The following is a 23,331-nucleotide window of genomic DNA, read 5'->3' as shown; positions in this document are numbered from 1 at the left end:
TTCCAACTCCCATGACAGCACCTCCCCACGATCCATTCTTCGCCGCACCAGAGAATTTGGAGTCACTTCGACTCTATTCCCGAACACTCAGAAGTTTCGCCGCAACGTCTGATTCCAATCTGGTGGCGCAAACGTTGCTGAAAATCGTCGAACTGATGATTTCAAACGCTTCTAGATTCGATGAGTATTGCACTGCGAATATCGAGTGGATCGGTGATAGCTTCATGCGCGAGGTAAGAGAGTTTCCAAATACTCCGGAAGAAAAAAGATCTGAGGCAATTACATCCAATTTCACTTCTGCGTTCCGCTTTTTGTGCGAATTAGAATTTGTGCAGCCTGCGGAACCGAGCTTTGAAATCCGGAAGATCGGACTCTTCGTTGATGAAAATTTTGAATTATTCACCGGCAATGACCGTCAGCAGATCACATTCGCTAGGCACTCCATGCCGGTGCAGGTGGCGAAAAAACTGCTGAACGATCCAGCCATCGCGGAGTTTCGAAAATTTTCGCAAACCGTCGAAGAGGCATCGAAGCTCAAAGCAGATTGGGATTCTGAACTCGAAGAGCGACGACTACATGTCGAGGCAATTCAGCAGGGATTAAAAGACGTAACCTCGTCCTATAACTTCGTAGGTCTTGTTGATGGGTTTCGCCAGCTGGCAATCACAAAGCTCACTGAGCGCAGAGTCGCGTTCTGGTCCCTGATCGTGCTTGCAGTAGTGATGATCACTCCACCAACCGTTCAGATTACTTATGTGGTTACTCATATAGACGCAATCGAGTCGAAAAAAGGACTGCTGCTGTATACGCTTCCAACGATTCTCGCGATCGAAGTAATCCTCATCTATTTTTTTCGAGTCGTTCTCGCGCAGTTCAGATCAGTCAAAGCGCAAGTACTGCAGCTAGATTTGCGAATCGCCTTGTGTCAGTTCGTACAGAGTTATGCGGAATACTCGAAAAAAATAAGGAAGGATGACCCAAGCGCTCTCTCGAAGTTTGAAGCCATTGTTTTCAGCAGTCTCGTCTCTGAAAGTGAGGGTATCCCCTCCACATTTGATGGTGCTGAGCAACTCGCCAACCTTATCAAGAGCGTCCGAGGAACGTAGCGCGGTTGATGTCAGTTAATTCCAGCCTATTTTCAATCGGCCCACACGCCTGGCCCAGGCGAGGGACCTTTTTTCGTCGCCTCAGAAACCGGTCCCCGATGGTCTGGTCTACCATCTTTGACTGTCTAGCTATACGAGGCGACCGTTACCGGTGACAGCTTCAAGTCCATTTGTAGCAAATCCACCAAGTCCGGTCCGTCGTAGTTGATCCACGTCCGTGCTACCGACTGATCATTTCTCCATTTGTCATGGTCCACCTAATCGGCGATCCAGTCGACCGGCGCACGGATAGGACCAGACCTTTCTACATACCGATTTCCGTCCGACTTGTCTTAGGGTGCGGGATCCTGCATCCCGATTTCTTTCCGCAATTTATTTTGTGGTGCTGGTTTTGCTGTATGAGAACGGAGGGAAAATTTGTGTGATGCGGAAAAATCCAGATCCTAAGCTTATGATTTACAAGTAAAAAGATATGGACTTAAAATCCCCCGCTCGTAAGGGCGTGCCGGTTCGATTCCGGCTTCGGGCACCATCTATATCAAGGGCTTGCATGACATACCTCATGCAAGCCCTTAGTTTTTTCCGCAATCAAAAAATCTTTTCCGCAATTCCCGTCCTTCTGTCACTCCGTAGGGGCTATCTTCATGCCCTTACGCGTCCGGATATCCTGTTCTGTCATCCCGACAGATGCATGCCCAACTGGTCTCGAGTTTCGTGGATGCTCTCTGTTGGTTCCTCTTCGCCCGCTGCCGCTTTTGCTCGTGTCCCGTATTTGAAATTCTGCTTACGGAATCCAGGGGCAACCGGCAGTTAACGTTCATTCCGTGTAGCCGGCGTTGTCCGATTCATAATGGCGTGGTGAGCGAAAACGGAAGGCGCAGTTCTTCGACAGGCCCTGTATCCCGGCCGCACATTTCGTCGTGCACGCATTGCTGCACCAGCACGCAAGGAAATGCAGGGACGGTCTGCAGCAAGTCACGCAGGTGGGTGATCGAACGCAGGTGCATCGGCTTGGTCGCATCATCAAGCAAGGTGAACTGGCCGTGGTCCAGGCGGATCCGCGCCAGATAAAAACCACCTTCGAGTGACAGCAGTTCCAGCTCGCGTATTTCGCTGTTGGCCGCGTGTTCGGTGAGGGTCTTCAGGTTCATGCTTCACTCCTTGCCTACCAGGGCAGGCGTTCTCCATCGTAAGCAAAGAAATGGCCGCTGTCGGCCGGCGTCAACTGGTCTATCAAGGTCAGTAATTGGGTCGCGGCAACGTCTGCCGGCTGGGCACTGGAGGCTCCGCGGAAAGGTTGCGACAACCCCGAGACAACCGTGCCTGGGTGCAGACTGAGCAAGCGGCTCTGCGGGCGAGTGCGTGCCAGTTCGATGGCGGCGGTCTTGATCAGCATGTTCAGTGCAGCTTTGGAGGCGCGATAGGCGTACCAGCCGCCCAAACGGTTGTCGCCAATGCTCCCGACCTTTGCCGAAAGCATTGCCATCGCTCCCATGGGATCGAGCAGCGGCAGAAAGTGGCGCAGCACCATTGCCGGCCCCAGCGCGTTCACTTGAAACACTGTCTTAAGCGCCTCCGGCTCGATTGCACTGAGGCTTTTTTCCGGCTTGATCCCGTCGCGATGGAGTAGGCCGGCCGCGTGTACGATCAGTTGATACGGTGCTTCGGTTGCCAGCTCGGTGGCGGCCCTGGCAATCGTTTCGGGTCGTTCAAGGTCCAGCTCGGGAACGGTATGGCGCCCCAGCGCGCGAACCCCGGCACAGCGCGGATCCTGTTCGAGTTGTTCGCAAAAAGCCGTGCCGAGGGTTCCACCGGCGCCGATCACCAGCGCGCGATAGCCGTCGCCGAGCGAGTCCATGGTCAATACGCGATTCATTGGCTCGCACCGGCGCCCTGGCGACGGAAGAATAGCGTCACCTGGCCGACCTCTACCCCGAACTTGGACATAGTGGTGCGGTTGATCAACGTGTCCTCGTCCATCAGGTACATCCAGTCGTCCATGCTCATTTCGTAGGTCGAGTCGTCGACCGGCAGGTTCAGGCGATAACGCCAGTGCAACGTGTTTCCAGCGATTTGGCCCTTGGCGACACCCACCACATCATCTGCGCGACCGCTCCAGCGCCCCTGGCCCTCGGGCGTGAGGGTCCAGACGCGGCGCTGGCGTGTGCCGTCGCTATATTGGAAGCGCTCGTCGAGAATCAGGTTGTTGCCCTCGCGGCGGCTGACGATGTCGACCTCGAAGCGCTTGACAACCTCACCGCTGCGCTTCTGAAACATCCCCCAGGCTTTGACGGGCTGGCTGAAAAAATGCTCCAGATTCAATGCCGGTTGCTGATCCGCATAACGGGCGACATCCACACTGCTGCAACTCCCGACGCTGAGGGCCATTGCCAGTATCAGTAGAAATCGGGTCATTGCCTTACTCCCTGAAGTACAAAGGTGATGAGTGTGAAGTTTCGACCTATGGGCTTGTACAGTTGGCAGGCCCTGTATAGGTTTATCGCCGTCCGATCAGCTGCAGAAACTCCTGCCGCGTCGTCGAACTATCACGGAAGGCGCCCAGCATTACGGAGGAAGTCATGACCGAATTCTGCTTCTCTACGCCGCGCATCATCATGCACATGTGCCTGGCTTCAATGACCACCGCCACACCGGCGGCATCGGTGATCTGCTGGATGGCTTCAGCAATCTGCCGGGTGAGGTTTTCCTGGATCTGCAGGCGACGCGCGAACATATCAACCACTCGCGCGACCTTTGATAGCCCCAGCACCCTGCCGGTGGGGATGTAGGCCACATGCGCCTTACCGATAAAGGGCAGCATGTGGTGCTCACACAAGGAATAAAGCTCGATGTCGCTGACGATGACCATTTCATCGCTCTGCGACTCGAACAAGGCACCGTTGGTGACGTCCTCCAGGCTCAACGTGTAGCCATTGCACAGATACTGCATCGCTTTGGCGGCACGCTTGGGCGTGTCTAACAACCCCTCGCGCTCGGGGTTTTCACCGACGCCGACGAGAATTTCACGGTAATGGCTGGCTAGTAGTGGGTTCATTGAAGTTTCTCGCGGCGTTGGTATGCGTGAGGGCCAATCCGTAGCTAAAGAGTTGTACGCGGCCAAGTGCTTTGTATAGGTTTTACTCAAGATAGGCTGAAAAAAATCATCTGACAATGAAACGGCAATCTTTTTGTGCAGATGCGAAACCCTCACATCGCAGATGTGTGAGGTTGCTCGGATAGCTTCTCGGAAGCCAATGCCACGACGTGCACTTACAACCTGGGATGGGAAACACTTACACGGCAGCGCCGCCAACCGTCACGGTACCGTCGGCGAAACTGAGTCCAGTGTTACTTTCAGAAGGGTGAGTCAGGCGATAGCAATGCGTTTGACGAACGCGGGAATGATGCATCTCTTTGATTCTTCGCCCCGTCGAACGAGGGGCGATGGATCTACGCAGAAGAGACACGAAAAAAGGGCCGAGAGAATCGGCCCTTTTTATGCTGTCCTAAACAAAGGCTTGTCCGCTAAAGCCGCGGGGCAAGCGCTGAAGTCCGGCCATCGTCGTCAGCCGTTCAATCCATTCGGCGCGCCAGTTGGTTGGGCCGTGTGAGGCTTTTGCTTTTCGCGCGGTGCGGCGAGCCGCATTGCGCTGGTCTTTTCTTGCTTGTTTGAAGGCATCGGTATTGCGGCAACTGCGGCACTTCACGCGATTGAGTTCTTTGCTTGCGCTCAGTTGTTCACCTTTGTGACCACAGGCCAGATGCCCGTCGACGTTGAAATGGATGACCATGAAATGTCTCCTTCGTGACGTGTACAAATTTTGACCATTTGAATACAACGACGTTCGGGGAGGTTTTCGACAGGAAAAAAAACACCCGCATGCGGGCGGGTGAGGGGGGTGTTTCTAAAGGAGTAACTCTACTGTAGGCCAGCAGATGTGATGGTTGTGTGAAAAGACCCACGCCAATTCAAAATCCAGATAAAAAGCGCCAAAGCAGGACTTCAGTGACACTTTTGCCACCGCTGGTGAGGCTCAGATGATTACCGCGCAAAACCCACCGTCATCTGAATCGAGGCAGTGGCCGATCAACAGGCTTGAGCGCCGACAGTGAATTGCGGATCAGCGGAGTATCTTTTTCGATGTCATTCAGGCGATCGCGGATGCGCAGGGCTGTCGGGTGCCCGCCCTGGTGATCGACCCAGTCGGCTATCTCCTTGCAAGCGGCCGCGAGGCGCGCCTGCCGGGCGTCGAGCAGGGTGAGGAGGGTGGTGATGGACTCTTTTTCGGACATGAAACACCTCCGTACGTTGAAACCGCTGAACAGCAGCAAAAAGCCCGCGAGTTGCGAGCTTTCTGCCGATGGGGCGCTGCTCCTTCAGCTGGTTTCAGTATAGACCCGCTGCTGATCGGCATCAGCTTGATAACTGTCGGGCCGGTGTGGTTGAACTGGCTGCGTTGAGGCGCTTGCATTCGTCTCGAGCGTCCTCTTCCACGTCGTAGCCATCGCCAATGAAACCGCCAGTGCGGCTATCGCAGATGCGAAACCAACTTTTGGCTTCTGCAGGATCATGCTGGCTATCAGTGGCGCGTCGCCCGTGAATGATGATCTTGTTGCAACGCTTCACGACGAAAATGTCTTCCATGGCGTCACCGCAGTTGATTCGTGTCACATCAACTATAGAAGTCTTCAGCAATTGTGCAAAAAACAGCCAGGTCAGCTCGTCGGTTGCAGACGCCATCCTTCGGCGTGCCACTGCAGTTCATGGGTTGGGTTTAACGCCCGTAGAAACGCCTGATCGTGGGAAACCGCCACAATCGCACCAGGAAAGGTCTGCAAGGCTTGCTCGAAAGCTTCTACCGAAGTCAGATCAAGGTGATTGGTTGGTTCATCAAGCAGCAGTAATTGGGCGGGCGTCTGACGCCATAACGCCAGAGCAAGCGCGGCTTTCAGGCGTTCACCGCCACTGAGTGAAGCGCAGGGCAGGGTGACGCGCTGCGCGTTGAGTTGCAGGTGTGCCAGGTAACTGCGCAACGTGCCTTCGCTCAGCGGTGTTTGTTGCTCCTTCAGCTGTTCAACGATAGACATACGATCATCCAGCGACGTCAGTTGCTGATCGAGGAAAGCCAATGGCACATGGGTGATGCAGGCGCCGGACAGTGGCCACAGTTCACCGCTTAGCAGGTTCAACAACGTCGATTTGCCACAGCCATTCGGACCACTGACCGCAATACGCATCGGCCCGTGGATGTCTAGGTTCAGCCGCGACGATGGTGCATCAGCCGCTAGCCAGGGCAAACGAGCGTCGATCAACGTGCAGATCCGGCGTGTACTTGGCACGATGCTGCCCGGCAGATTGATCAAGACACCCTCGTCAGGCACGACCTTCGCGAAGGCGTCACGTACCCCGGTATCCAGATCGGTTTTGCGTGACTGCTGGCCGAGGCGCACGTGGCCCATGATTTCCCGCGCAGCCGCTTTCATCGCCGCCCGTTCGAAGCCCGCCACGTTGGCGGTCTGTGCGTTGCGCCGACTGCTGGCAGCGTGGCGCTGGATTGTGTCGTGCTCGCGTTGCAGTCGCGCACGCTGGCGCTGGCGTTCGACTCGGGCCTGATCAAGCTGTGCCTGCGCCGCGGCTTGATGGATCTGCCGCTGTTCAGTGAATTCTGAATAACGCCCCCTGAAGACAGTCGCCCCCAATGGCGTGAGTTCGACAATTCGACGCATCTGTTCCAGTAACTGGCGGTCGTGACTGACGACAATCAGGCCACCGCGCCATGCTTGCAGTGCGCTCATCAGCCATTGCCGACCCGTGTTGTCGAGGTGGTTGGTCGGCTCATCCAGCACAAGTAATTGATCGGGATTCAGCAGCGCGCCGATCAGGGCGATTCTGGCTTGTTGGCCACCGCTGAGCGTTTGAGTGAGGTCGCTGGCAACGATGTCGGGCAGTCCGGCTTCATCCAGTCGCTGACGCAAGCGCTCCGATAAATCCCAGCGTTCGCCGATGAGGTCGAAATCCTCGCTACTGGCGCAGCCCATCGCCAGCCGCTCGAGCGCCGCGAGCCCCGGCGCCGTGCCTGTTGCGTCGGCGACTGTCTGCCCGCAGGTTGCGACGAAGTTTTGCGCGACGTAGCTCACCGAAACCGGACGCACCACACTGCCGGTGACAGGCTGCAATTGTCCGGCTATCAGCCGCGCGAGCACGCTTTTGCCGATGCCATTGCGACCCACGATAGCAGTCGGCAGATGATCGAATTTTAGAGTGAGGTCGTTGAAAATCGTCTCGCCATTGGCGAATTGAAAGCCCATTTGATTCAGGGAGACGAGTGCAGGCGTACGCGAGACGTGAGTCATCGGCACCTCCAGAAAATGTCGTGAAAACTGACAAGCGCTAATAAGCGGCAAGTCGCGATTACATTTTTAGAAGGCTGGATTGTTCACGTTTGCGATCATCCTGAGGACGGAAAGGTGGCTAGCCTAAAGGAGGGTGCGCAGTCGATCAAGGGGCGACGGTCATCTCGCTCATGCGTTCGAGAAACATCGCCAGCGCCACTTCTTCGGTGCGCAGCCCTTTGCGTACGCGTGGGCGCGGCAATTCGGCAAGCGCGCCTAGCATGAAATTTTCCACCACGGCCGGGTGGATGTAGCACTTGCGGCACACTGCAGGCGTGTTCCCCAGCTGTTTGGCGACGCCTTTGACCATGTCCACCACATGCCGTTTAGCTTCGGTTTCTGATTCATGTTTAAGCTCGCGCAACACGGACAAGGCCAAGGCGCTGCCGGCCCAGGTGCGGTAGTCCTTGGCGGTGAAGTCTGCGCCGGTCAGGGTTTTCAGGTAGCTGTTGACGTCGGAAGAGCTGACGGTATGCCGTTCGCCGTGTTCATCCAGATACTGAAACAGGTTCTGTCCGGGGATTTCCAGGCAGCGTTTGATGACCCGCGCCAGGCGCCGATCCTTCACGGTGATCTGGTGTTCTATGCCGCTCTTGCCCCGAAACTGGAACAGGATCGCACTGCCGTTGACCTCGACGTGCCGGCTGCGCAGGGTGGTCAGACCGTAGGAGCGATTATCCCGCGCGTATTGTGTATTGCCGACTCGAATCAGCGTTGCGTCGAGCAAGGTGATCACCGTGGCCATGACCTTGTCGCGACTGAAGCCCGGTGCAGCCAACAGTGCTTCCAGTTGTTTGCGTAACTTCGGCAATGCCTGGCCGAACTCGCGCAGCCGCGAATACTTGTCGGCATCACGCACCTCACGCCAGCGCGCGTGATATCGGTATTGCTTGCGGCCACGGGCATCGCGGCCGGTGGCTTGAAGATGACCGCTCGGGTCGGGGCAGATCCACACGTCGGTGTAGGCCGGTGGCACGGCGAGGGCGTTTATGCGTTTGATCTCATCCGCATCGGTAATGCGTTGGCCCGACGGTTCGAAATAACTGAACTTGCCGCGCAGTTTTTTGCGGGTGATGCCGGGCTGTGTGTCATCGACGTAATGCAGGTCGGATGGCAGTGCATCGATCAGCTCGGTGTCGGGCATGGCGGCTTCCTTTGGTGGCGCAGTGGTCGTTAAAACCATTGACCGCACGCCGAAGCCGTCGTGCCGAATGATTTACGCGAGCACCGCGACTGCCTTTATTTGCGCCCACAATTGCAGGCCAGGACGCACGCCCAATTGATCGCGGGAGAACCTTGTAATGCGCGCCAGCAACGGCGTGCCGCCCGCGTCGAGACGAATCAACACATGCGCGGCATTGTCCGCGGCCTGCTCACTGATGACGGTGACCGGCAGGCGATTGAGGATGCTGCTGGATTCGCTGTTTTGCAGGGTCAGGCTGATGTCGCGCGCATGTACCTTGCAGCGCAAGGTCTGGCCCACCGCCATTGGCGCATGCGTTACGCGGATGCTCATTTCGGTGGCCGGCAATTGCAGGCTCAGCAGCTGATAATCCGCGTCGTAGGCACAGACCTGGCCTTCGATGATCACGCCGGCGTCATCGCCCATGGCCATCGGCAAGTCCAGACGCGCGAGGGTTTCACCAATCGGCCCGCTGGCCAGGGCCTTGCCGTCGCTGAGCAGCACCAGATGATCGGCCAGGCGCGCGACTTCGTCCTGCGCATGGCTGACGTACAACAGTGGAATATCCAGCTCATCATGCAAGCGCTGAAGGTAGGGCAGGATTTCGTTTTTGCGCTGACTGTCGAGTGCTGCGAGCGGCTCGTCCATCAGCAGCAGTTTTGGGCTGGTCAGCAGCGCACGGGCAATGCCGACACGCTGACGCTCGCCACCCGAGAGATGCTGCGGATGACGCTCAAGCAAATGACCGATGCCGAGCAATTCAGTGGCATGCGTCATGTCGACCCGGCGCTGGGACTTGGCAATACGTTTGAGGCCGAACTCCAGATTGGCCAACACTGACAGATGCGGAAACAGGCTGGCCTCTTGAAACACATAACCCACCGCGCGTTTGTGCGGCGGGACGAAAACACCGTTATCGCTGTCCTGCCAAACCTCGTCGTTGACCCGAATAAAGCCTTGCTCTGCGCGTTCAAGCCCGGCGATACAGCGCAGGCACGTGGTTTTTCCCGACCCGGAGTGGCCGAACAGCGCGCTGACGCCGCGGCCCGGCAAGTGCAGATCGACATCCAGGCTGAAGCCTGAATAGGCCATTTTCAAACGTGCATCAATCATCGATCAGCTCCAGCCCGCGCGGGTCCTGCGGCTTGAGTACAGCGCGAGCAACACCACAAACGAAAACACCAGCATCGCGCCTGACAGCCAGTGGGCCTGTGCGTATTCCATCGCTTCAACGTGATCGTAGATTTGCACCGAGACCACGCGGGTCTTGTCGGGGATATTGCCGCCAATCATCAGCACGACGCCGAACTCACCGACGGTATGGGCAAACCCGAGGATGGTCGCCGTGATGAAACCCGGGCGGGCCAGCGGCAGGATCACGCTGAAAAAGGTGTCCCACGGATTGGCGCGCAACGTTGCGGCCACTTCCAGCGGACGGGTACCGATTGCCGAAAACGCGTTTTGCAACGGTTGCACCACGAACGGCATGGAATAGATTACGGAACCAATCACCAGCCCGGTGAAACTGAACGTCAGAGTGCCCAGGCCCAGCCATTGGGTGAACTGGCCGAGAAAGCCGTGTGGCCCCATCATCAGCAACAGATAAAAACCGATGACGGTCGGCGGCAGCACGAGGGGCAGGGCGACGATCGCCCCAACCGGGCCGCGCAACCATGAGCGGGTGCGCGACAACCACAGGGCAATCGGCGTGCCGATAACCAACAGGATCGCGGTGGTCAGGGACGCCAGTTTCAGGGTCAGCCAGATCGCCGCAAAATCGGCACTCGTCAGCGACATTTTAGAGTTGGTAGCCGTAAGACTTGATCACCGCAGCGGCTTTCGGGCCCTTGAGGTATTCAACCAGTGCCTTGGCGGCAGCGTTGTCCTTGCCTTTGCTGAGGATCACCGCGTCCTGTTTGATCGGATCATGCAGGCTGGCCGGTACGATCCACGCCGAACCGCTGGTGACTTTGCCTTCCTTATAGATCTGCGACAGCGCGACGAAGCCGAGTTCGGCGTTGCCAGTCGAAACGAACTGGTAGGCCTGGGTGATGTTCTGGCCTTCGACAATCTTGGTCTTGGTCGCTTCGGTCAGTTTCAGCTTTTCCAGCACTTGCGTGGCTGCCAGGCCGTATGGTGCGGTTTTCGGATTGGCGATGGACAGGTGCTGGTATTCGTTTTTCTTCAGCACCTCACCTTTGCTATCGACATAACCATCCTTCGCGGACCACAGCGCCAGGGTGCCAACGGCGTAAGTGAAGCGCGAGCCCTTGACGGTATCGCCTTCTCTTTCCAGTTTTTCCGGCGTGGTGTCGTCCGCCGAGAGGAACACTTCGAACGGCGCGCCATTCTTGATCTGCGTGTAGAACTGGCCGGTGGCGCCATAGGCTGCAACCAGTTTGTGCCCGGTGTCTTTTTCGAAATCGGCAGCGATGGCCTGGATCGGTGCCGTGAAATTCGCAGCAACAGCAACCTGCACTTCATCAGCCTGAGCAGCACCGATGGCGAATACTGCAAGCAGTGAGGTGAGACAGGCAGGGGCAAAACGTGAGGCGCGAATGGTCATGTAGCAGCTCCGTTGTGGGCGGTGCACAGGGCAGTTTTACTCGTGGCGTACTGCGCCGTTGCAAAGGGGGAAATCGCTATGTAGCGAAATATATAGCGATCCCCACTTTGTGGCGAGAGGATTTATCCTGACGGGCCACTTGACCTGAAACGCACCCCGCGCGCGGTATCAAAGCGCATTCAGCTTCGCCAATGCACCCTCGGCCAATTGGCGAGTCAGTTCAGCACTGCTGAGGTCTTGGCCCAGCGTGAAAGCCTGGCCTGCCCACAGGTTGGCGAACTGCGCATCATCTTTTGCACGTAGAGGCATCAGGGCGCCACCGGCCAACGGGAATGCCGGCGCTTTGGCCGACATTGGGCCCATTTCACGCATCACACGATTAAGAATGCCCCGTGCCGGGCGTCCGGTGAAAATGTTGGTGATCGCGGTCTCACTCTCTTTGGCGGTGCGCAAGGCCTTGTGATGAGAGGCGCTTACTTTCGCTTCCGGGGTGAACAGGTACGCGGTGCCAACCTGAGCCGCTGACGCGCCGAGCATGAAAGCTGCCGCGACGCCTCGCGCATCTGCGATTGCACCGGCGGCAATCACCGGCACTGTCACCGCATCGACGATCTGCGGCACCAGTGCGAACGTGCCGACTTGACTGCTCAAGTCCTCGCTGAGAAACATCCCGCGATGACCGCCGGCCTCGTAGCCCATGGCGATGATCGCGTCACAGCCATTGTGTTCCAGCCAGATCGCCTCATCGACGGTGGTTGCCGAGGAGAGGATTTTGGCGCCAGTAGCCTTTACCCGATCGAGCAGGGATTTCTCCGGCAAACCGAAGTGAAAACTCACCACCGCAGGCCGGAATTCTTCCAGCACTTCGCACGCTGCCGTGTCGAACGGCGCCCGGTTGGATACCGGTGTTGGCGCCTCGAAGTCGACACCCAGTTCCCGGTAGTACGGTTCCAGCAGGTTCTTCCACTCGCGTGCGCGTTGCTCATCAGCGGCGGGTGGCTGGTGGCAGAAAAAATTCACATTGAAGGGCTTGTCGGTGTGTTCGCGAATCGTTTTCAGCTCTTCGCGTAACTGCTCGATGCTCAGCATCGCCGCCGGCATCGAACCCAGGCCGCCAGCGTTGCACACGGCGATCACCATCGATGAATTTGTCGCACCGGCCATCGGGCCCTGAATGATCGGCGATTGAATGCCGAGCAGGTCGAGAATGCGTGTATCTGGCCATTGGCTCATGGAAGCGGACTCCGAACGATGAAACGGGGCAGGGACGGCAAAGCCGGTTTTACCAGCAAAACCAGACTCCGGGCCACTTTGAAATTGTGAACATCACCTGACGCAGGTTCTTAGCGTCGACGAAATCCGCCATCTCCACCACAGCCGCCATGAAAATACCCGGGCGATTCGTGGATTGGCTGAAAGTCGAGTGTGGCAACGTGTTGCGATGTGATATTTGAAAGCCATGACCACCTGAAATCCATCCATGAGAGGCCATCATGTTCAACGGTATTTTGATCAATAAAGACGACAGCGGTTATCGCGCCAACCTTCAACAGATCAACGAAGACCAGTTGCCCGAGGGCAACGTGACCGTGGCCGTCGCGTACAGCACGTTGAATTTCAAGGATGGCCTGGCGATTACTGGCAGCAGTCCGGTAGTGCGCAAGTTTCCCTTGGTTCCGGGGATCGATCTGGCAGGCACCGTCGAGGTCAGCTCACATCCCGACTATAAAGTGGGCGATCAGGTGCTGCTCAATGGCTGGGGCGTGGGCGAAAGCCATTGGGGCGGCCTGGCGCAAAAGGCCCGGCTGAATGGCGACTGGCTGATTCCGTTGCCAAACGCTTTTACCGCTGCTCAGGCGATGGCGATCGGCACGGCGGGTTACACCGCAATGTTGTGCATTTTGGCGCTTGAGCGTAATGGCGTGACGCCTGCGCAGGGCGAGGTGCTTGTGACGGGGGCCAATGGCGGTGTGGGCAGTTTTGCCATCGCGCTGCTGAGCAAGCTCGGCTATAAGGTCGTGGCGTCCACGGGTCGGGTGTCCGAGCATGACTATCTCAAGCAATTGGGCGCGACTGAAATCATCGACCGCGCGACCTTGTCCGAACCGGGCAAGCCGCTGGCCAAGGAACGTTGGGCAGCGGTAATCGATTCGGTCGGCAGCCACACGCTGGCGAATGCCTGCGCCAGTACGCGTGCAGAGGGCACCGTCGCCGCGTGCGGTCTGGCCCAGGGCATGGATTTCCCTGCCTCGGTGGCGCCGTTTATTTTGCGCGGTGTCACCCTAGCCGGCATCAACAGCGTGACTCAGCCAAAAGCGCGCCGCGTGGAGGCATGGGATCGATTGGCGAAGGATCTGGACTTCGCCTTACTGCCATTGATCAGCCATGAAATCGCCCTCGGCGACGTTATCGATGCCGCGCCGAAACTGCTCGCAGGACAGCTTCGCGGACGCGTTGTGGTGGACGTCAATCGCTGAAGCGGTACGCAGCTTCAGGGTTGCGTTTCACGCTCCAGCAGTTGCCGTTTACGTTCGACACCCCAGCGATAACCGGAAAGATTGCCATCGCTGCGCACCACGCGATGGCAGGGAATCGCGACGGCCAATCGATTGGCACCGCATGCCTGAGCCACGGCGCGCATGGATGTCGGCGCGCCGATGCGTTGGGCAACGTCGGCGTAGCTGGCGGTGCTGCCAACCGGGATTTCCCGCAGCGCCTGCCAAACGCGTTCCTGAAATGCCGTGCCGCGCACGTCCAGCGGTAGATCGAGGCCGATGGCCGGGGTTTCGATAAAGCCGACGACTTTGGCGATCAACTGTTCAAACCCTGCATCGGCGCCAATAAGATTGGCTTTGCGAAACTGGTCCTGCAGATCACACACCAGTTGGTGAGGATCGTCGCCCAACAAAATCGCGCAAACCCCGCGCTCGCTTTGTGCCACCAGGATCGCGCCGAGCGAGCATTGTCCGACGGCAAAACGAATGTCGTTGTTTTGCCCGGCGGCGCGGTAGTCACCGGGTTTCATCCCCAGCAAGTGATCGGCGCTTTCATAGAAACGACTGTTGGAATTGAAACCTGCGTCATACAACGCATCGGTCACTGAGCCGCCGTCTGCCAGGCGCTCACGCACGCGGCGCGAGCGGTGGGCGCTGGCGTAACCCTTGGGCGTCAGTCCGGTCGCGGCTTTAAACACACGGTGAAAATGAAACGGGCTCAGACCGGCCGTTTCGGCGAGTTCATTGAGCGCGGGCAAAGTGTCGGCGGACTCGATCTGCCTGCATGCCAGCGCCACGGTGGCAGCATGTTGCGCGAGCACATCGCTCTGATCCTTGCTGGCCCTTTTGCTCGGGCGGTAGCCGGCGGCTTCAGCCTCAAGCGCCGTATCAAAAAACTCCACATTCTGCGGTTTCGGCAAGCGCGCAAGACTGCTTGGGCGACAGTAGATGCCTGTGGTCTTCACCGCATAGACAAACGTCCCGTCCGCCCGAGCATCCCGCGCAACAACAGCGGCCCAGCGTGGATCGTCTTCAATGTTGGGCGTGTTCGAAAGCGTTTTCATGATGGCTAATCCGTTGACCTGTTTAATTCAGGTTAACCAGCGTTGGTGAACACAACACTCCGGGCCTTGCGGTCAAATTTTCAAGGTTCATCCGGCAACACGAAAAGTCAGATTGATGCGTTGTTCGCCAAGTTGCGGGTGTCGCCCCTGCTTGATTGGTAAAACGCCATGGAAACGCAAACGATCGACACCACCCCAAACCACCATGTCGCCATGCAACAGAGGGATCCGCTGGCTCTTGTCACCACGCGCGAAACCGCCAAACAAAAACATTGCCGGCAAGCCCAGCGACAGCGAAACGATTGGTGCAGCGTAGGCATTTTCGTCTTTGTCCTGATGCAAGGACATCTTGGCGCCGGGGATATAGCGGTTGATCAAGCAGGAATCTGCCTTGAAGTCAGAAAAACCGGCCCCCTGCGCCGCAGCCTCTGCCAGATCGGCAAACACCGGCGGCAGCTCGGGCCAGGGCAATCCGCTGAGTGGATCGACCCTTGAGTAACGATAGCCGCTGCGGTCAGTAATCCAGCCCAGTTGCCCGCAGCTGCTGGTGCCCACCGACATGCTGAAGCCGCCCGGCGTGACCATGTGGCGGAGTGGGGCGGCGACCAGGACGGCGTCCAGCGCCGGTAGCAATCGATCGGTCAGCGGCAGGGCGAATCCGCGCAGTACCCAAGATTGTTCACCGATCTGTTCGGCGCGGGGCTGCTGTGCGGGTTGGTGATCAGCGAACAAGTCGAAAGTGTGCGGCTGCATAGCGATCACCAAAACCTTGCGGCAGTCATTCTGTTGGTCCGTTACAGCGCTTTGCTGACGGCGATATCGCTGATCACATCTTCAGTCTGCCCGTGGATTGCGTCGAGAGCAGCCTTGGCTTCTTCCGCGGTGCCGTTTTCCAGTTGCGCGAACTCGAAACGGCGCTCGCCGTTGAGCTTGTACTTGATGACGTATTTAGTCGTTTGGGCCACGGTCATGAATACCTGTCTGTGTGGGCGGGGCGGCTCAGCTGAGTTTGGAGCTGGAGCGGCGGATGATCTTGATCGAGTGCGTCAGCGTCGGTTTGCGTGTAACGCTGATTGCCCGGGTGGTGACGGTGTCGATGGTAATGTTCCAGAATCCGGTGCTCGGCGCGGTGATGCGGGCCGGGAACGTGTCGAAAGCGCCGCCGTGGTAAGAGTGACGACCGCCATTTTTGAAGCTGCGGAAGTTGGCGTCGCTCATCAAACGGATGTTGCAGGTTTGCGAGCACTGGATGACGACGATGTCGTCTTCGTTGAGGTGTTCGCGCTGGTGAATGAATTTCATGGGCGCCTCCAGAAGGGCTTTTTCTACAAAATCAAAACGATAGCTTGTAATTGGGCGCAGTTTATCAGCCTGCACAGGTTATTATCTGGCCGTCGGGCGTTGGTTTGACAATTTTGAACAGATATTCGCGATTGGATGCGGGTTAAATGCAGAAGGCCCCGGAGAAAAACGGCATTTGTGCTGTCGGACGGTCTTTAACGGAGGTTTTGTATGAAGTGGGGTGTGGTGTGTCTGCCGTTGGTTTTGGCTATGGGTGGTTGTGCGAACGTTTCCGAAATCAATGAAACGCTACCGACCGTAAGCGTAATCTCTGGCAAGAAGCCCCATGAGTACGCGCAATGCCTGACCGAAAAACTGGCGAACAGCCGCGGCGCGCTGCAGGTTCAGCCGCAAAAGGAGGGGGTTCGCGTGATTGTGCCGGGCAAACTGTCTTCTGGTCCCGCCGCCGTGTTTGATATCGAAGACCGCTCCGGCGGTAGCAGCATCAAGCTGCATGAGCGCATGTCCAATGTGCCGGTGCGCCCGCGTGATGTGCGTAACGCTGCCAACGCCTGTATTTCCGGCTGATAGACTATTGGTCATCAGCATCAATGCCGTCACAGTCATGCTGTGACGGCATTTTCATTTCTGGAGTTGCAATGAAGCGAGAGCAAGTGCGGGAACGCCATGCAGAGGGTTTGATCTCTGCCACACATGTCATTCAGAACCCGGCAAATTCCGGAGAATGGATCGTGTTTTTCAAGAAGAGCGCCGGGCGCAGCTATTTCCTGGTGGACGAAAACGACGAAGTCGAGTCTTTCAATCGGCTCGACGACCTGATCGAAGTCGTACGCGGACTCGGGATCAAGTTCGCGGAAATTCACATGTAGCGTCTATTTGCAGACCACTACCACGCTGCGGTTTTTGTAGTTACCGACATCGACGCCCAATGTCTTTTCGCTTTCCTTCGGCGCCGGTGTGCCGTCAGTGCCGACGATACGGTAGCCCGTCCCTGCGCATGAGGCGTCAGCCTTTTCATAGCAGGTGGCCCAGGAATTGGCTTCGCCGGAGCAGTCGATGGTCAGCCCCTGTTCGCCGTTGTTCAGGGTGGTCGGTTGGGACGTGGCGCAGCCGCTCAATACCAGTACCGCAATCAGTGGCAAAAATCTGTTCATGTTCATAGTTGTCGTCTTCAGCGATGGGGGACTAGACGCTCTGACAGCGCCGGTGTGAAAAGGTTATAGCGATTGGCCACTTGTTTGCGACGGTCGTGTGTCAGGCACAAAAAAGCCCTGCTCGACGGCAGGGCTTGCGGCGCTTGGCAGCAGATCAGTCCTGATCTTTGCCGCGGCGCTTTGCCGATGCAGGGGTGTCAGTGAATACCGACGCAACATCAGTCGCCATCTGCTCGCTGTCGAAAGGCCCGGCAACGTGTTCGCCATTGGTAGTGGTGAGAGTCCACTTTCCGTCTTTCTTGTCGATCACATACCCGTTGATGATTTTTACGGCGGCCATCTAATCTGTCTCGTTCGCTGGTTCAAAGTCGCAATGATACCGGCAAAATGTTCACAACGGGGGCGATGAGCGTATGGTAATCCTGCTCGTCGGTCACTTTGCGCTACGCTGGGTGATGGTCTGAAGATGTCGATGGAACTATCGGCGAGAATATTTCTCTATTTTGGCATCGGTCAGCCAGTGCGGGGCATTGTAAGGTGCACGCCGCCTGATTAGACTGCGCCGAAACTCGTACACACAGCCTTTTCAAGGACTTATATGATCAAGAAATGCTTGTTCCCAGCAGCCGGTTACGGTACTCGCTTCCTGCCAGCGACTAAAGCCATGCCTAAAGAAATGCTGCCGGTGGTAAACAAGCCACTGATCCAGTACGGCGTTGAAGAAGCTCTGGACGCTGGCCTGACTGAAATCTCGATCGTTACCGGTCGTGGCAAGCGTGCACTGGAAGACCACTTCGACATCAGCTACGAGTTGGAAAACCAGATCAAAGGCACCGACAAGGAAAAATACCTGGTCGGCATCCGCAAACTGCTGGACGAGTGCTCGTTCTCCTACACTCGTCAGACCGAAATGAAAGGCCTGGGCCACGCCATCCTGACCGGCCGCCCACTGATCGGTGACGAGCCGTTCGCCGTGGTGCTGGCGGATGACTTGTGCGTCAACCTCGAAGGCGACGGCGTACTGACCCAGATGGTCAAGCTGTACAAGCAGTTCCGCTGCTCGATCGTGGCCATTCAGGAAGTTGATCCGCAAGAAACTCACAAATACGGCGTGATTGCCGGTGAGATGATTCGCGACGACATCTACCGCGTTCACAGCATGGTCGAGAAGCCAAAGCCGGAAGATGCGCCGTCGAACCTGGCAATCATCGGTCGCTACATCCTGACTCCGGACATTTTCGACCTGCTTGAGCAGACCGAGCCAGGCAAGGGCGGCGAAATCCAGATCACCGACGCCCTTATGAAACAGGCCCAGAACGGCTGCGTAATGGCCTACAAGTTCAAAGGCACGCGTTTCGACTGCGGTGGCGCTGAAGGCTACATCGACGCGACCAACTTCTGCTTCGAAAACTTCTACAAGACTGGCAAGGCTTACTAAGAGCGCTCGACTCGTCTGTAGGAGCATCACACGACCCAAATCCTGAGATGCTCAAAAACAAACGCCCCGACTTGTTCGGGGCGTTTGCGTTTGTGCAATTCGGCCACATTTTTTCTATCTGCATTGTCTGAAAGTCTAATCTGAATTAAGTTTTAATTTCCTTTGAGTGTCGGGCATCTCGAAGTCTATGGGACATTCAGCTGGAGAACGATCGCGCGATTAAGCGGCGTTAGGCGTTGGCGGAAAGACTGAGGCGTTTGATGGTAGATGTTCCCAGTCAAGTTTCGTAGTGATCTGCAAGGTGTATCAAATGCATTGGGCCGTCGTTTGAATCCGGGGGGGGGCTCGATTGTCAGCACGTGTTTTCATTGTTGAACTGATCCATTTACGCGAGGGAAGTGCGTAGAAAAACGTTTCACGGGCGCATGAACAATGCACCGTGGAATTATTTTTGTAAAAAGGAGCTTTACTCATGGTTACAACAAGCGAGGCGATTAATCGTAAAGCAAAATCAAAACGCTGGTTCGGCCTCAGCGTTCTGATGCTGCCAGTACTGCTGGTAACCGTAGACAACACTGTGCTCGGATTCGCACTACCCAAAATTGCCGAAGCTTTGCGTCCGACTGCCAGCCAGCAACTTTGGATGATCGACGCTTACTCGCTGGTGCTGGCGGGATTGCTGGTGTCGATGGGCAGTCTGGGTGACCGGGTCGGGCACCGTAAGTTGCTGCTCATCGGGTCTATGGGTTTTGCAGTCGTATCGGTTTTGACCGCGTATTCCGACACGGCCATGCAACTGATCATCGGGCGTGCATGCATGGGGATTTTCGGTGCGATGCTGATGCCTTCCACGCTGGCATTGATACGTTCGGTTTTTGAGGATCGAGAAGAGCGCAGGCTGGCGGTGGCGATCTGGGCAACGACGTTGACCGTCGGCTCGGCACTGGGGCCTTTGGTGGGCGGAGTGTTGCTGCAGTTCTTTGGTTGGGGCGCAATTTTTCTGTTGGCGGTGCCCGTTCTGATTCCATTATTGGTGTTGGGGCCGCTTTTGCTCCCTGAGTCAGAGCGTGATGCGTCGGGCCCGTTGGACCCGATCAGCATCCTCCAGTCGATGGTCGCACTGGGAAGCATCGTTTACAGCATCAAACATGGCGCCAGTGACGGCGTTGACTTGGCAGTGCTAATTACTTTTTTGGTCGGTGCATTGGCGGGCTGGATGTTCGTAAGGCGACAGCTGCGTCTTCCTGTGCCTCTGATGGATATGGCCCTATTTCGCAGTGGCACCTTCAGCGGGTCTGTTTTAATCAATTTGATGAGTCTTGCGTTTCTCGTCGGTTTCGTTTTCTTTACGACTCAGTATCTGCAAATTGTCCTGCAGATGTCGCCCTTGAGTGCGAGTCTGGCGTTGGTGCCGGGGCAAATTATGGCAATCATGGTTGGAATGGCGGTGGTCCCGGTCGCGCAGCGTATGCCTGTGCATGTACTGATACCGGTCCTGATGGCCTTCGCTGGCGCTGCGTTTTTGCTGGTGGCCAGCATGGGCAGCAGTCTTGCGGTATTGGTAGCGGCGTTCGCATTGTTGAATATCGGAGTGGGCGCTATTGCGACGGTTTCCAATGACGTGATTTTGTCGGCTGCGCCCCCGGCAAAGGCAGGTGCAGCTTCCGCCATCAGTGAAACAGCCTATGAAGTGGGCGTGGTGTTGGGGGACGACTCTGCTCGGCGGCCTGGTTACGGCCTACTATCGTACTGGCCTGCAGCTACCAGCGTTTTTGAGTGATATTCAGGCAGCGCTGGCAAGTGAAACGCTGTCGGGTGCTCATCATGTGGCGACCGGTTTGGTGGAAGATCAGGCGCAACAGTTGATGCAGCAGGCAGGAAGTGCATTTGAAGGCGGAATCGAATTGGTTTCGTGGGTCGCGTTCAGCCTGGCACTCATGGCGATTCTGATCGCTTGGCGTACGTTGCGATTGCCAAAATCGCAACCAGCAGAATGTCATTAATCAAAAGCTGAAGGTAGAACTCCTCGGTATTGCTCATCCACATCCTGTAGAGACTTGCTCAATGGGTGTCTACAGGTATGCTGATCGCCTGCCGAGGAGATAGAAATGGCCTACGATTTTGACCTTTATGTAATTGGTGCTGGTTCCGGTGGAGTTCGCGCTGCGCGGTTTGCGGCCGGTTTTGGTGCGAAAGTGGCGGTGGCTGAGAGCCGTTATCTGGGCGGGACCTGCGTCAACGTGGGTTGCGTGCCGAAGAAGCTGCTGGTTTACGGCGCGCATTTGGCCGAAGACTTCGAGCAGGCGTCCGGTTTTGGCTGGAGCCTGGGTGAGGCGAATTTTGATTGGGCGACGCTGATCGCCAACAAGGATCGCGAGATCAATCGCCTCAATGGCATTTATCGCAATCTGCTGGTGAACAGCGGTGTGACCCTGCACGAAGCTCACGCGAAGATCGTTGGTCCGCATGAAGTCGAAGTCAATGGTGAGCGCTTCACTGCAAAAAATATCCTTATCGCTACGGGTGGCTGGCCGCAGATTCCAGAGGTTCCGGGGCGTGAGCACGCGATCGGTTCCAATGAGGCTTTCTTCCTCAAAGAACTGCCCAAGCGCGTATTGGTCGTGGGTGGTGGTTACATCGCGGTCGAGTTTGCCGGGATCTTCCACGGCCTCGGCGCCAACACCACATTGCTGTACCGCGGCGATCTGTTCCTGCGCGGCTTTGATGGTTCGGTGCGCAAGCACTTGCAAGAGGAGCTGACCAAGCGCGGCATGGATCTGCAATTCAATGCCGACATCGCGCGCATCGACAAGCAGGCGGACGGCAGTTTGAAAGCCACGCTCAAGGATGGCCGAGTGCTGGAGGCCGATTGCATTTTCTACGCGACCGGTCGCCGTCCGATGCTGGACAACCTGGGGCTGGAAAACACTGATGTTCAGCTCACCGATAAAGGTTTCATCAAGGTCGATGAGCAATACCAGACCACTGAGCCGTCGATTCTGGCGCTGGGTGACGTCATTGGTCGCGTGCAGCTGACGCCTGTGGCATTGGCCGAGGGCATGGCGGTGGCGCGGCGTCTGTTCAAGCCGGAGCAATACCGTCCGGTGGATTACAAGATGATCGCGACGGCTGTGTTCAGCCTGCCGAACATCGGCACTGTCGGTTTGACCGAAGAAGAGGCGCGTGAAGCGGGTCACGATGTGGTGATCTTCGAAAGCCGCTTCCGGCCGATGAAGCTGACCCTGACTGAATGTCAGGAGAAAACGCTGATGAAGCTGGTGGTCGACGGCAAGACTGACAAGGTTCTCGGCTGCCACATGGTCGGTCCGGACGCGGGCGAAATCGTCCAGGGCCTGGCGATTGCGCTGAAGGCTGGCGCGACCAAGCGTGACTTCGACGACACGATCGGGGTGCACCCGACGGCCGCCGAAGAGTTTGTCACCATGCGTACGCCGGTCGGCGCTTAAGCGTCTTTCGGTTTGGCCGAGTCTGGCGCTGCCGCAACGGTAGCTGCCAGGCTAAGGCTGTCCTCCAGGCTCGCTTGAGCCTTGGTCAATTCCTTTTCCAGTGACTGATTGAGTAGCGTCTGCTCCTCGATGCTCTGTTTGAGTGTCTGGCTTTCCAGTGTTGCTACGCGCAGACGTTCCTGGAGGAGGGTGCGCTCACTGTCAACGCGGGTGGCTTGCTCCAGCAATTGATCCTGGCGCTGGTTGCTTTGCTTGAGCTGGTCTTGCATCAGGCTGAGTTCGCGTTGAGTGCCGCGGTTCTCGGTGAGCAAGCGCTCGTTGTCGCGATGCAGTTGGGTAATTTCATCCTGACGCACCATCGCGCTTTGCTGCGCCTGACGCAGCTCTGCCTGAATTTGCTGCACCTGGCCTTCGTGGCGGCTCTGTTCCTGCTCGCGCTGCTCCTTGGTGGCGTTGCGGTAATGCTCCAGCGCATCGCGGGCATGCAAGTGCTTTTCTTCCAGTGAGCGGATCTGCTCGTCCTTGTCCTGCAAGCGCAATTCAAAGTCGGCCAATGCCTGATTCAGACCGGCATTGCGGGTTTGCTCGGTTTGCAGCATCGAGCGGGTGTTGCTTAGCGCCTCGGATTCACGCTCCAGCGCGGCGCCTTGAATGTCGTGCTGGTGCTCCAGTTGTTCCAGTGCCTGACGCACCTGCTTGAGCTCTGATTCGAGCGCGTCGCGCTGTTCCTCAAACTGCTCGCGAGCCTGCTCGATGGGCTCTTGGGCCTGCTCCTTCAAGCGCTGGGCGAGACGCGAAACCAGCGCTGTGAGCTCGTCGTCGATGGGCTCGGCTGAAGCTTCGATCGGCTGAGCGCCGTCATCCAGCTCTTTCAGATAGCGATGGATCGTGGTTTTCGAACCGGTATTGCCCATTTCAATGCGTACTGCATCGATGCTTGGGTGTTCGCCGCGAGCCAGGATTGCTGTGCGTGCAATCTGAACCAGCGCTTTGGTAATGCCGCCACGGGCCATGTGAACTCCTACGATTACGTACTGTGGTACATGCCACTAAAGTACACAGTGTACCACGATGATAATAAAGTTAAATCTTTGATATTTAAGAAGCGGGATATACTGGTATTACCCAGTGTCAGGCGGCAAAATGCGTTTTGGACACCCTTG

Annotated in this window: 28 protein-coding genes; 8 read left to right on the top strand and 20 right to left on the bottom strand. The window is 57.0% G+C overall.

Annotated elements, in window-relative coordinates:
• Window positions 1–11: 11 nt before the first annotated feature.
• On the top strand, window positions 12–1,106 hold the full coding sequence (locus H8B20_RS27960; protein WP_228732741.1) for a hypothetical protein: 1,095 nt from the start codon (window positions 12–14) through the stop codon (window positions 1,104–1,106).
• A gap of 845 nt (window positions 1,107–1,951) precedes the next feature.
• Here H8B20_RS27960 and H8B20_RS22120 read toward each other — a convergent pair.
• The 13 genes from H8B20_RS22120 to H8B20_RS22060 form a co-directional block, all read right to left on the bottom strand.
• The gene (locus tag H8B20_RS22120; RefSeq protein WP_042559369.1) at window positions 1,952–2,257 is read right to left on the bottom strand and encodes a DUF6482 family protein; all 306 of its coding nucleotides are present in this window, start codon (window positions 2,255–2,257) and stop codon (window positions 1,952–1,954) included.
• A 14-nt stretch (window positions 2,258–2,271) separates the two neighbouring features.
• Window positions 2,272–2,982 (bottom strand): SDR family oxidoreductase, encoded by a 711-nt coding sequence (locus H8B20_RS22115; RefSeq protein WP_210624609.1) that lies wholly within the window; start codon window positions 2,980–2,982, stop codon window positions 2,272–2,274.
• Complete coding sequence (locus H8B20_RS22110) at window positions 2,979–3,521, bottom strand: DUF3833 domain-containing protein (protein WP_042559367.1); 543 nt, start codon at window positions 3,519–3,521, stop codon at window positions 2,979–2,981. Before H8B20_RS22110 ends, H8B20_RS22115 begins: the two co-directional genes overlap by 4 nt.
• 82 nt (window positions 3,522–3,603) lie before the next feature.
• Window positions 3,604–4,161, bottom strand: a complete 558-nt coding sequence (gene folE / locus H8B20_RS22105) for a GTP cyclohydrolase I FolE (RefSeq protein WP_047301436.1) — start codon at window positions 4,159–4,161, stop codon at window positions 3,604–3,606.
• 451 nt (window positions 4,162–4,612) lie between these two features.
• Window positions 4,613–4,897 carry a hypothetical protein gene (locus H8B20_RS22100; protein WP_210624608.1) on the bottom strand — a complete coding sequence of 95 codons (285 nt, stop codon included), beginning with the start codon at window positions 4,895–4,897 and terminating at the stop codon, window positions 4,613–4,615.
• A 271-nt stretch (window positions 4,898–5,168) separates the two neighbouring features.
• Window positions 5,169–5,399, bottom strand: a complete 231-nt coding sequence (locus tag H8B20_RS22095) for a hypothetical protein (protein WP_210624607.1) — start codon at window positions 5,397–5,399, stop codon at window positions 5,169–5,171.
• 121 nt (window positions 5,400–5,520) lie between these two features.
• Window positions 5,521–5,751, bottom strand: coding sequence for a hypothetical protein (locus H8B20_RS22090; protein ID WP_150602374.1), 231 nt, complete (start codon window positions 5,749–5,751; stop codon window positions 5,521–5,523).
• 71 nt (window positions 5,752–5,822) lie between these two features.
• On the bottom strand, window positions 5,823–7,460 hold the full coding sequence (locus H8B20_RS22085) for an ATP-binding cassette domain-containing protein (protein WP_210624606.1): 1,638 nt from the start codon (window positions 7,458–7,460) through the stop codon (window positions 5,823–5,825).
• 145 nt (window positions 7,461–7,605) lie between these two features.
• The gene (locus H8B20_RS22080) at window positions 7,606–8,643 is read right to left on the bottom strand and encodes a DNA topoisomerase IB (RefSeq protein ID WP_210624605.1); all 1,038 of its coding nucleotides are present in this window, start codon (window positions 8,641–8,643) and stop codon (window positions 7,606–7,608) included.
• 72 nt (window positions 8,644–8,715) lie between these two features.
• Entirely contained in the window at window positions 8,716–9,795 is a 1,080-nt protein-coding gene (gene modC / locus H8B20_RS22075) for a molybdenum ABC transporter ATP-binding protein (RefSeq protein ID WP_210624604.1), read from the bottom strand.
• 3 nt (window positions 9,796–9,798) lie between these two features.
• On the bottom strand, window positions 9,799–10,479 hold the full coding sequence (gene modB, locus H8B20_RS22070; protein WP_210624603.1) for a molybdate ABC transporter permease subunit: 681 nt from the start codon (window positions 10,477–10,479) through the stop codon (window positions 9,799–9,801).
• A 1-nt stretch (window position 10,480) separates the two neighbouring features.
• Entirely contained in the window at window positions 10,481–11,248 is a 768-nt protein-coding gene (gene modA, locus H8B20_RS22065) for a molybdate ABC transporter substrate-binding protein (protein ID WP_228732740.1), read from the bottom strand.
• A 168-nt stretch (window positions 11,249–11,416) separates the two neighbouring features.
• Window positions 11,417–12,481 carry an NAD(P)H-dependent flavin oxidoreductase gene (locus H8B20_RS22060; protein ID WP_210624602.1) on the bottom strand — a complete coding sequence of 355 codons (1,065 nt, stop codon included), beginning with the start codon at window positions 12,479–12,481 and terminating at the stop codon, window positions 11,417–11,419.
• Between the two features lie 260 nt (window positions 12,482–12,741).
• On the opposite strand from H8B20_RS22060, the gene acuI reads away from it, so the two are divergent.
• On the top strand, window positions 12,742–13,725 hold the full coding sequence (gene acuI / locus H8B20_RS22055; RefSeq protein WP_210624601.1) for an acrylyl-CoA reductase (NADPH): 984 nt from the start codon (window positions 12,742–12,744) through the stop codon (window positions 13,723–13,725).
• Window positions 13,726–13,739: 14 nt separating this feature from the next.
• On the opposite strand, the gene ada is transcribed toward acuI, so the two are convergent.
• The 4 genes from ada to H8B20_RS22035 all read right to left on the bottom strand — a co-directional run bounded on the left by ada (window position 13,740) and on the right by H8B20_RS22035 (window position 16,109).
• Window positions 13,740–14,807 (bottom strand): bifunctional DNA-binding transcriptional regulator/O6-methylguanine-DNA methyltransferase Ada, encoded by a 1,068-nt coding sequence (gene ada / locus H8B20_RS22050; protein ID WP_042559356.1) that lies wholly within the window; start codon window positions 14,805–14,807, stop codon window positions 13,740–13,742.
• Between the two features lie 87 nt (window positions 14,808–14,894).
• Window positions 14,895–15,560, bottom strand: coding sequence for a DNA oxidative demethylase AlkB (gene alkB / locus H8B20_RS22045; protein WP_210624600.1), 666 nt, complete (start codon window positions 15,558–15,560; stop codon window positions 14,895–14,897).
• Between the two features lie 41 nt (window positions 15,561–15,601).
• Window positions 15,602–15,778, bottom strand: a complete 177-nt coding sequence (locus H8B20_RS22040; RefSeq protein ID WP_155401126.1) for a hypothetical protein — start codon at window positions 15,776–15,778, stop codon at window positions 15,602–15,604.
• A gap of 28 nt (window positions 15,779–15,806) precedes the next feature.
• Window positions 15,807–16,109: a DUF1883 domain-containing protein gene (locus H8B20_RS22035; protein WP_042559354.1), complete on the bottom strand. Its 303-nt coding sequence runs from the start codon at window positions 16,107–16,109 to the stop codon at window positions 15,807–15,809.
• Between the two features lie 210 nt (window positions 16,110–16,319).
• Here H8B20_RS22035 and H8B20_RS22030 point away from each other — a divergent pair, with 210 nt between their 5' ends.
• Window positions 16,320–16,676 carry a hypothetical protein gene (locus H8B20_RS22030; RefSeq protein ID WP_150591996.1) on the top strand — a complete coding sequence of 119 codons (357 nt, stop codon included), beginning with the start codon at window positions 16,320–16,322 and terminating at the stop codon, window positions 16,674–16,676.
• 71 nt (window positions 16,677–16,747) lie between these two features.
• Window positions 16,748–16,978: a hypothetical protein gene (locus tag H8B20_RS22025; RefSeq protein ID WP_042559352.1), complete on the top strand. Its 231-nt coding sequence runs from the start codon at window positions 16,748–16,750 to the stop codon at window positions 16,976–16,978.
• Window positions 16,979–16,981: 3 nt separating this feature from the next.
• On the opposite strand, the gene H8B20_RS22020 is transcribed toward H8B20_RS22025, so the two are convergent.
• On the bottom strand, window positions 16,982–17,269 hold the full coding sequence (locus H8B20_RS22020; protein ID WP_080896026.1) for a hypothetical protein: 288 nt from the start codon (window positions 17,267–17,269) through the stop codon (window positions 16,982–16,984).
• Window positions 17,270–17,417: 148 nt separating this feature from the next.
• A complete protein-coding gene (locus H8B20_RS22015) occupies window positions 17,418–17,603 on the bottom strand; it encodes a hypothetical protein (RefSeq protein WP_042559351.1) in 186 nt (61 codons plus the stop codon).
• A gap of 258 nt (window positions 17,604–17,861) precedes the next feature.
• Between H8B20_RS22015 and galU the strand changes: the two genes are divergently transcribed.
• From galU to gorA, 4 genes are all read left to right on the top strand, one after another.
• Window positions 17,862–18,701: a UTP--glucose-1-phosphate uridylyltransferase GalU gene (gene galU / locus H8B20_RS22010; protein WP_042559350.1), complete on the top strand. Its 840-nt coding sequence runs from the start codon at window positions 17,862–17,864 to the stop codon at window positions 18,699–18,701.
• A gap of 472 nt (window positions 18,702–19,173) precedes the next feature.
• Window positions 19,174–20,481 (top strand): MFS transporter, encoded by a 1,308-nt coding sequence (locus H8B20_RS22005; protein ID WP_228732739.1) that lies wholly within the window; start codon window positions 19,174–19,176, stop codon window positions 20,479–20,481.
• On the top strand, window positions 20,474–20,704 hold the full coding sequence (locus H8B20_RS27955; RefSeq protein WP_228732738.1) for a hypothetical protein: 231 nt from the start codon (window positions 20,474–20,476) through the stop codon (window positions 20,702–20,704). Before H8B20_RS22005 ends, H8B20_RS27955 begins: the two co-directional genes overlap by 8 nt.
• 105 nt (window positions 20,705–20,809) lie before the next feature.
• Window positions 20,810–22,168, top strand: coding sequence for a glutathione-disulfide reductase (gorA, locus tag H8B20_RS22000; protein ID WP_210624599.1), 1,359 nt, complete (start codon window positions 20,810–20,812; stop codon window positions 22,166–22,168).
• Here the strand turns inward: gorA and H8B20_RS21995 are convergent.
• Window positions 22,165–23,181, bottom strand: a complete 1,017-nt coding sequence (locus tag H8B20_RS21995; protein ID WP_210624598.1) for a DNA-binding protein — start codon at window positions 23,179–23,181, stop codon at window positions 22,165–22,167. The genes gorA and H8B20_RS21995 overlap by 4 nt on opposite strands.
• Between the last annotated feature and the right edge of the window lie 150 nt (window positions 23,182–23,331).

It is taken from the genome of Pseudomonas sp. P42, from assembly GCF_017973755.1.
GTDB classification, from domain to species: Bacteria; Pseudomonadota; Gammaproteobacteria; order Pseudomonadales; family Pseudomonadaceae; genus Aquipseudomonas; species Aquipseudomonas iridis.
Note: the sequence above shows the minus strand (reverse complement) of the source record. Positions and strands in the feature narration are given on the sequence as shown.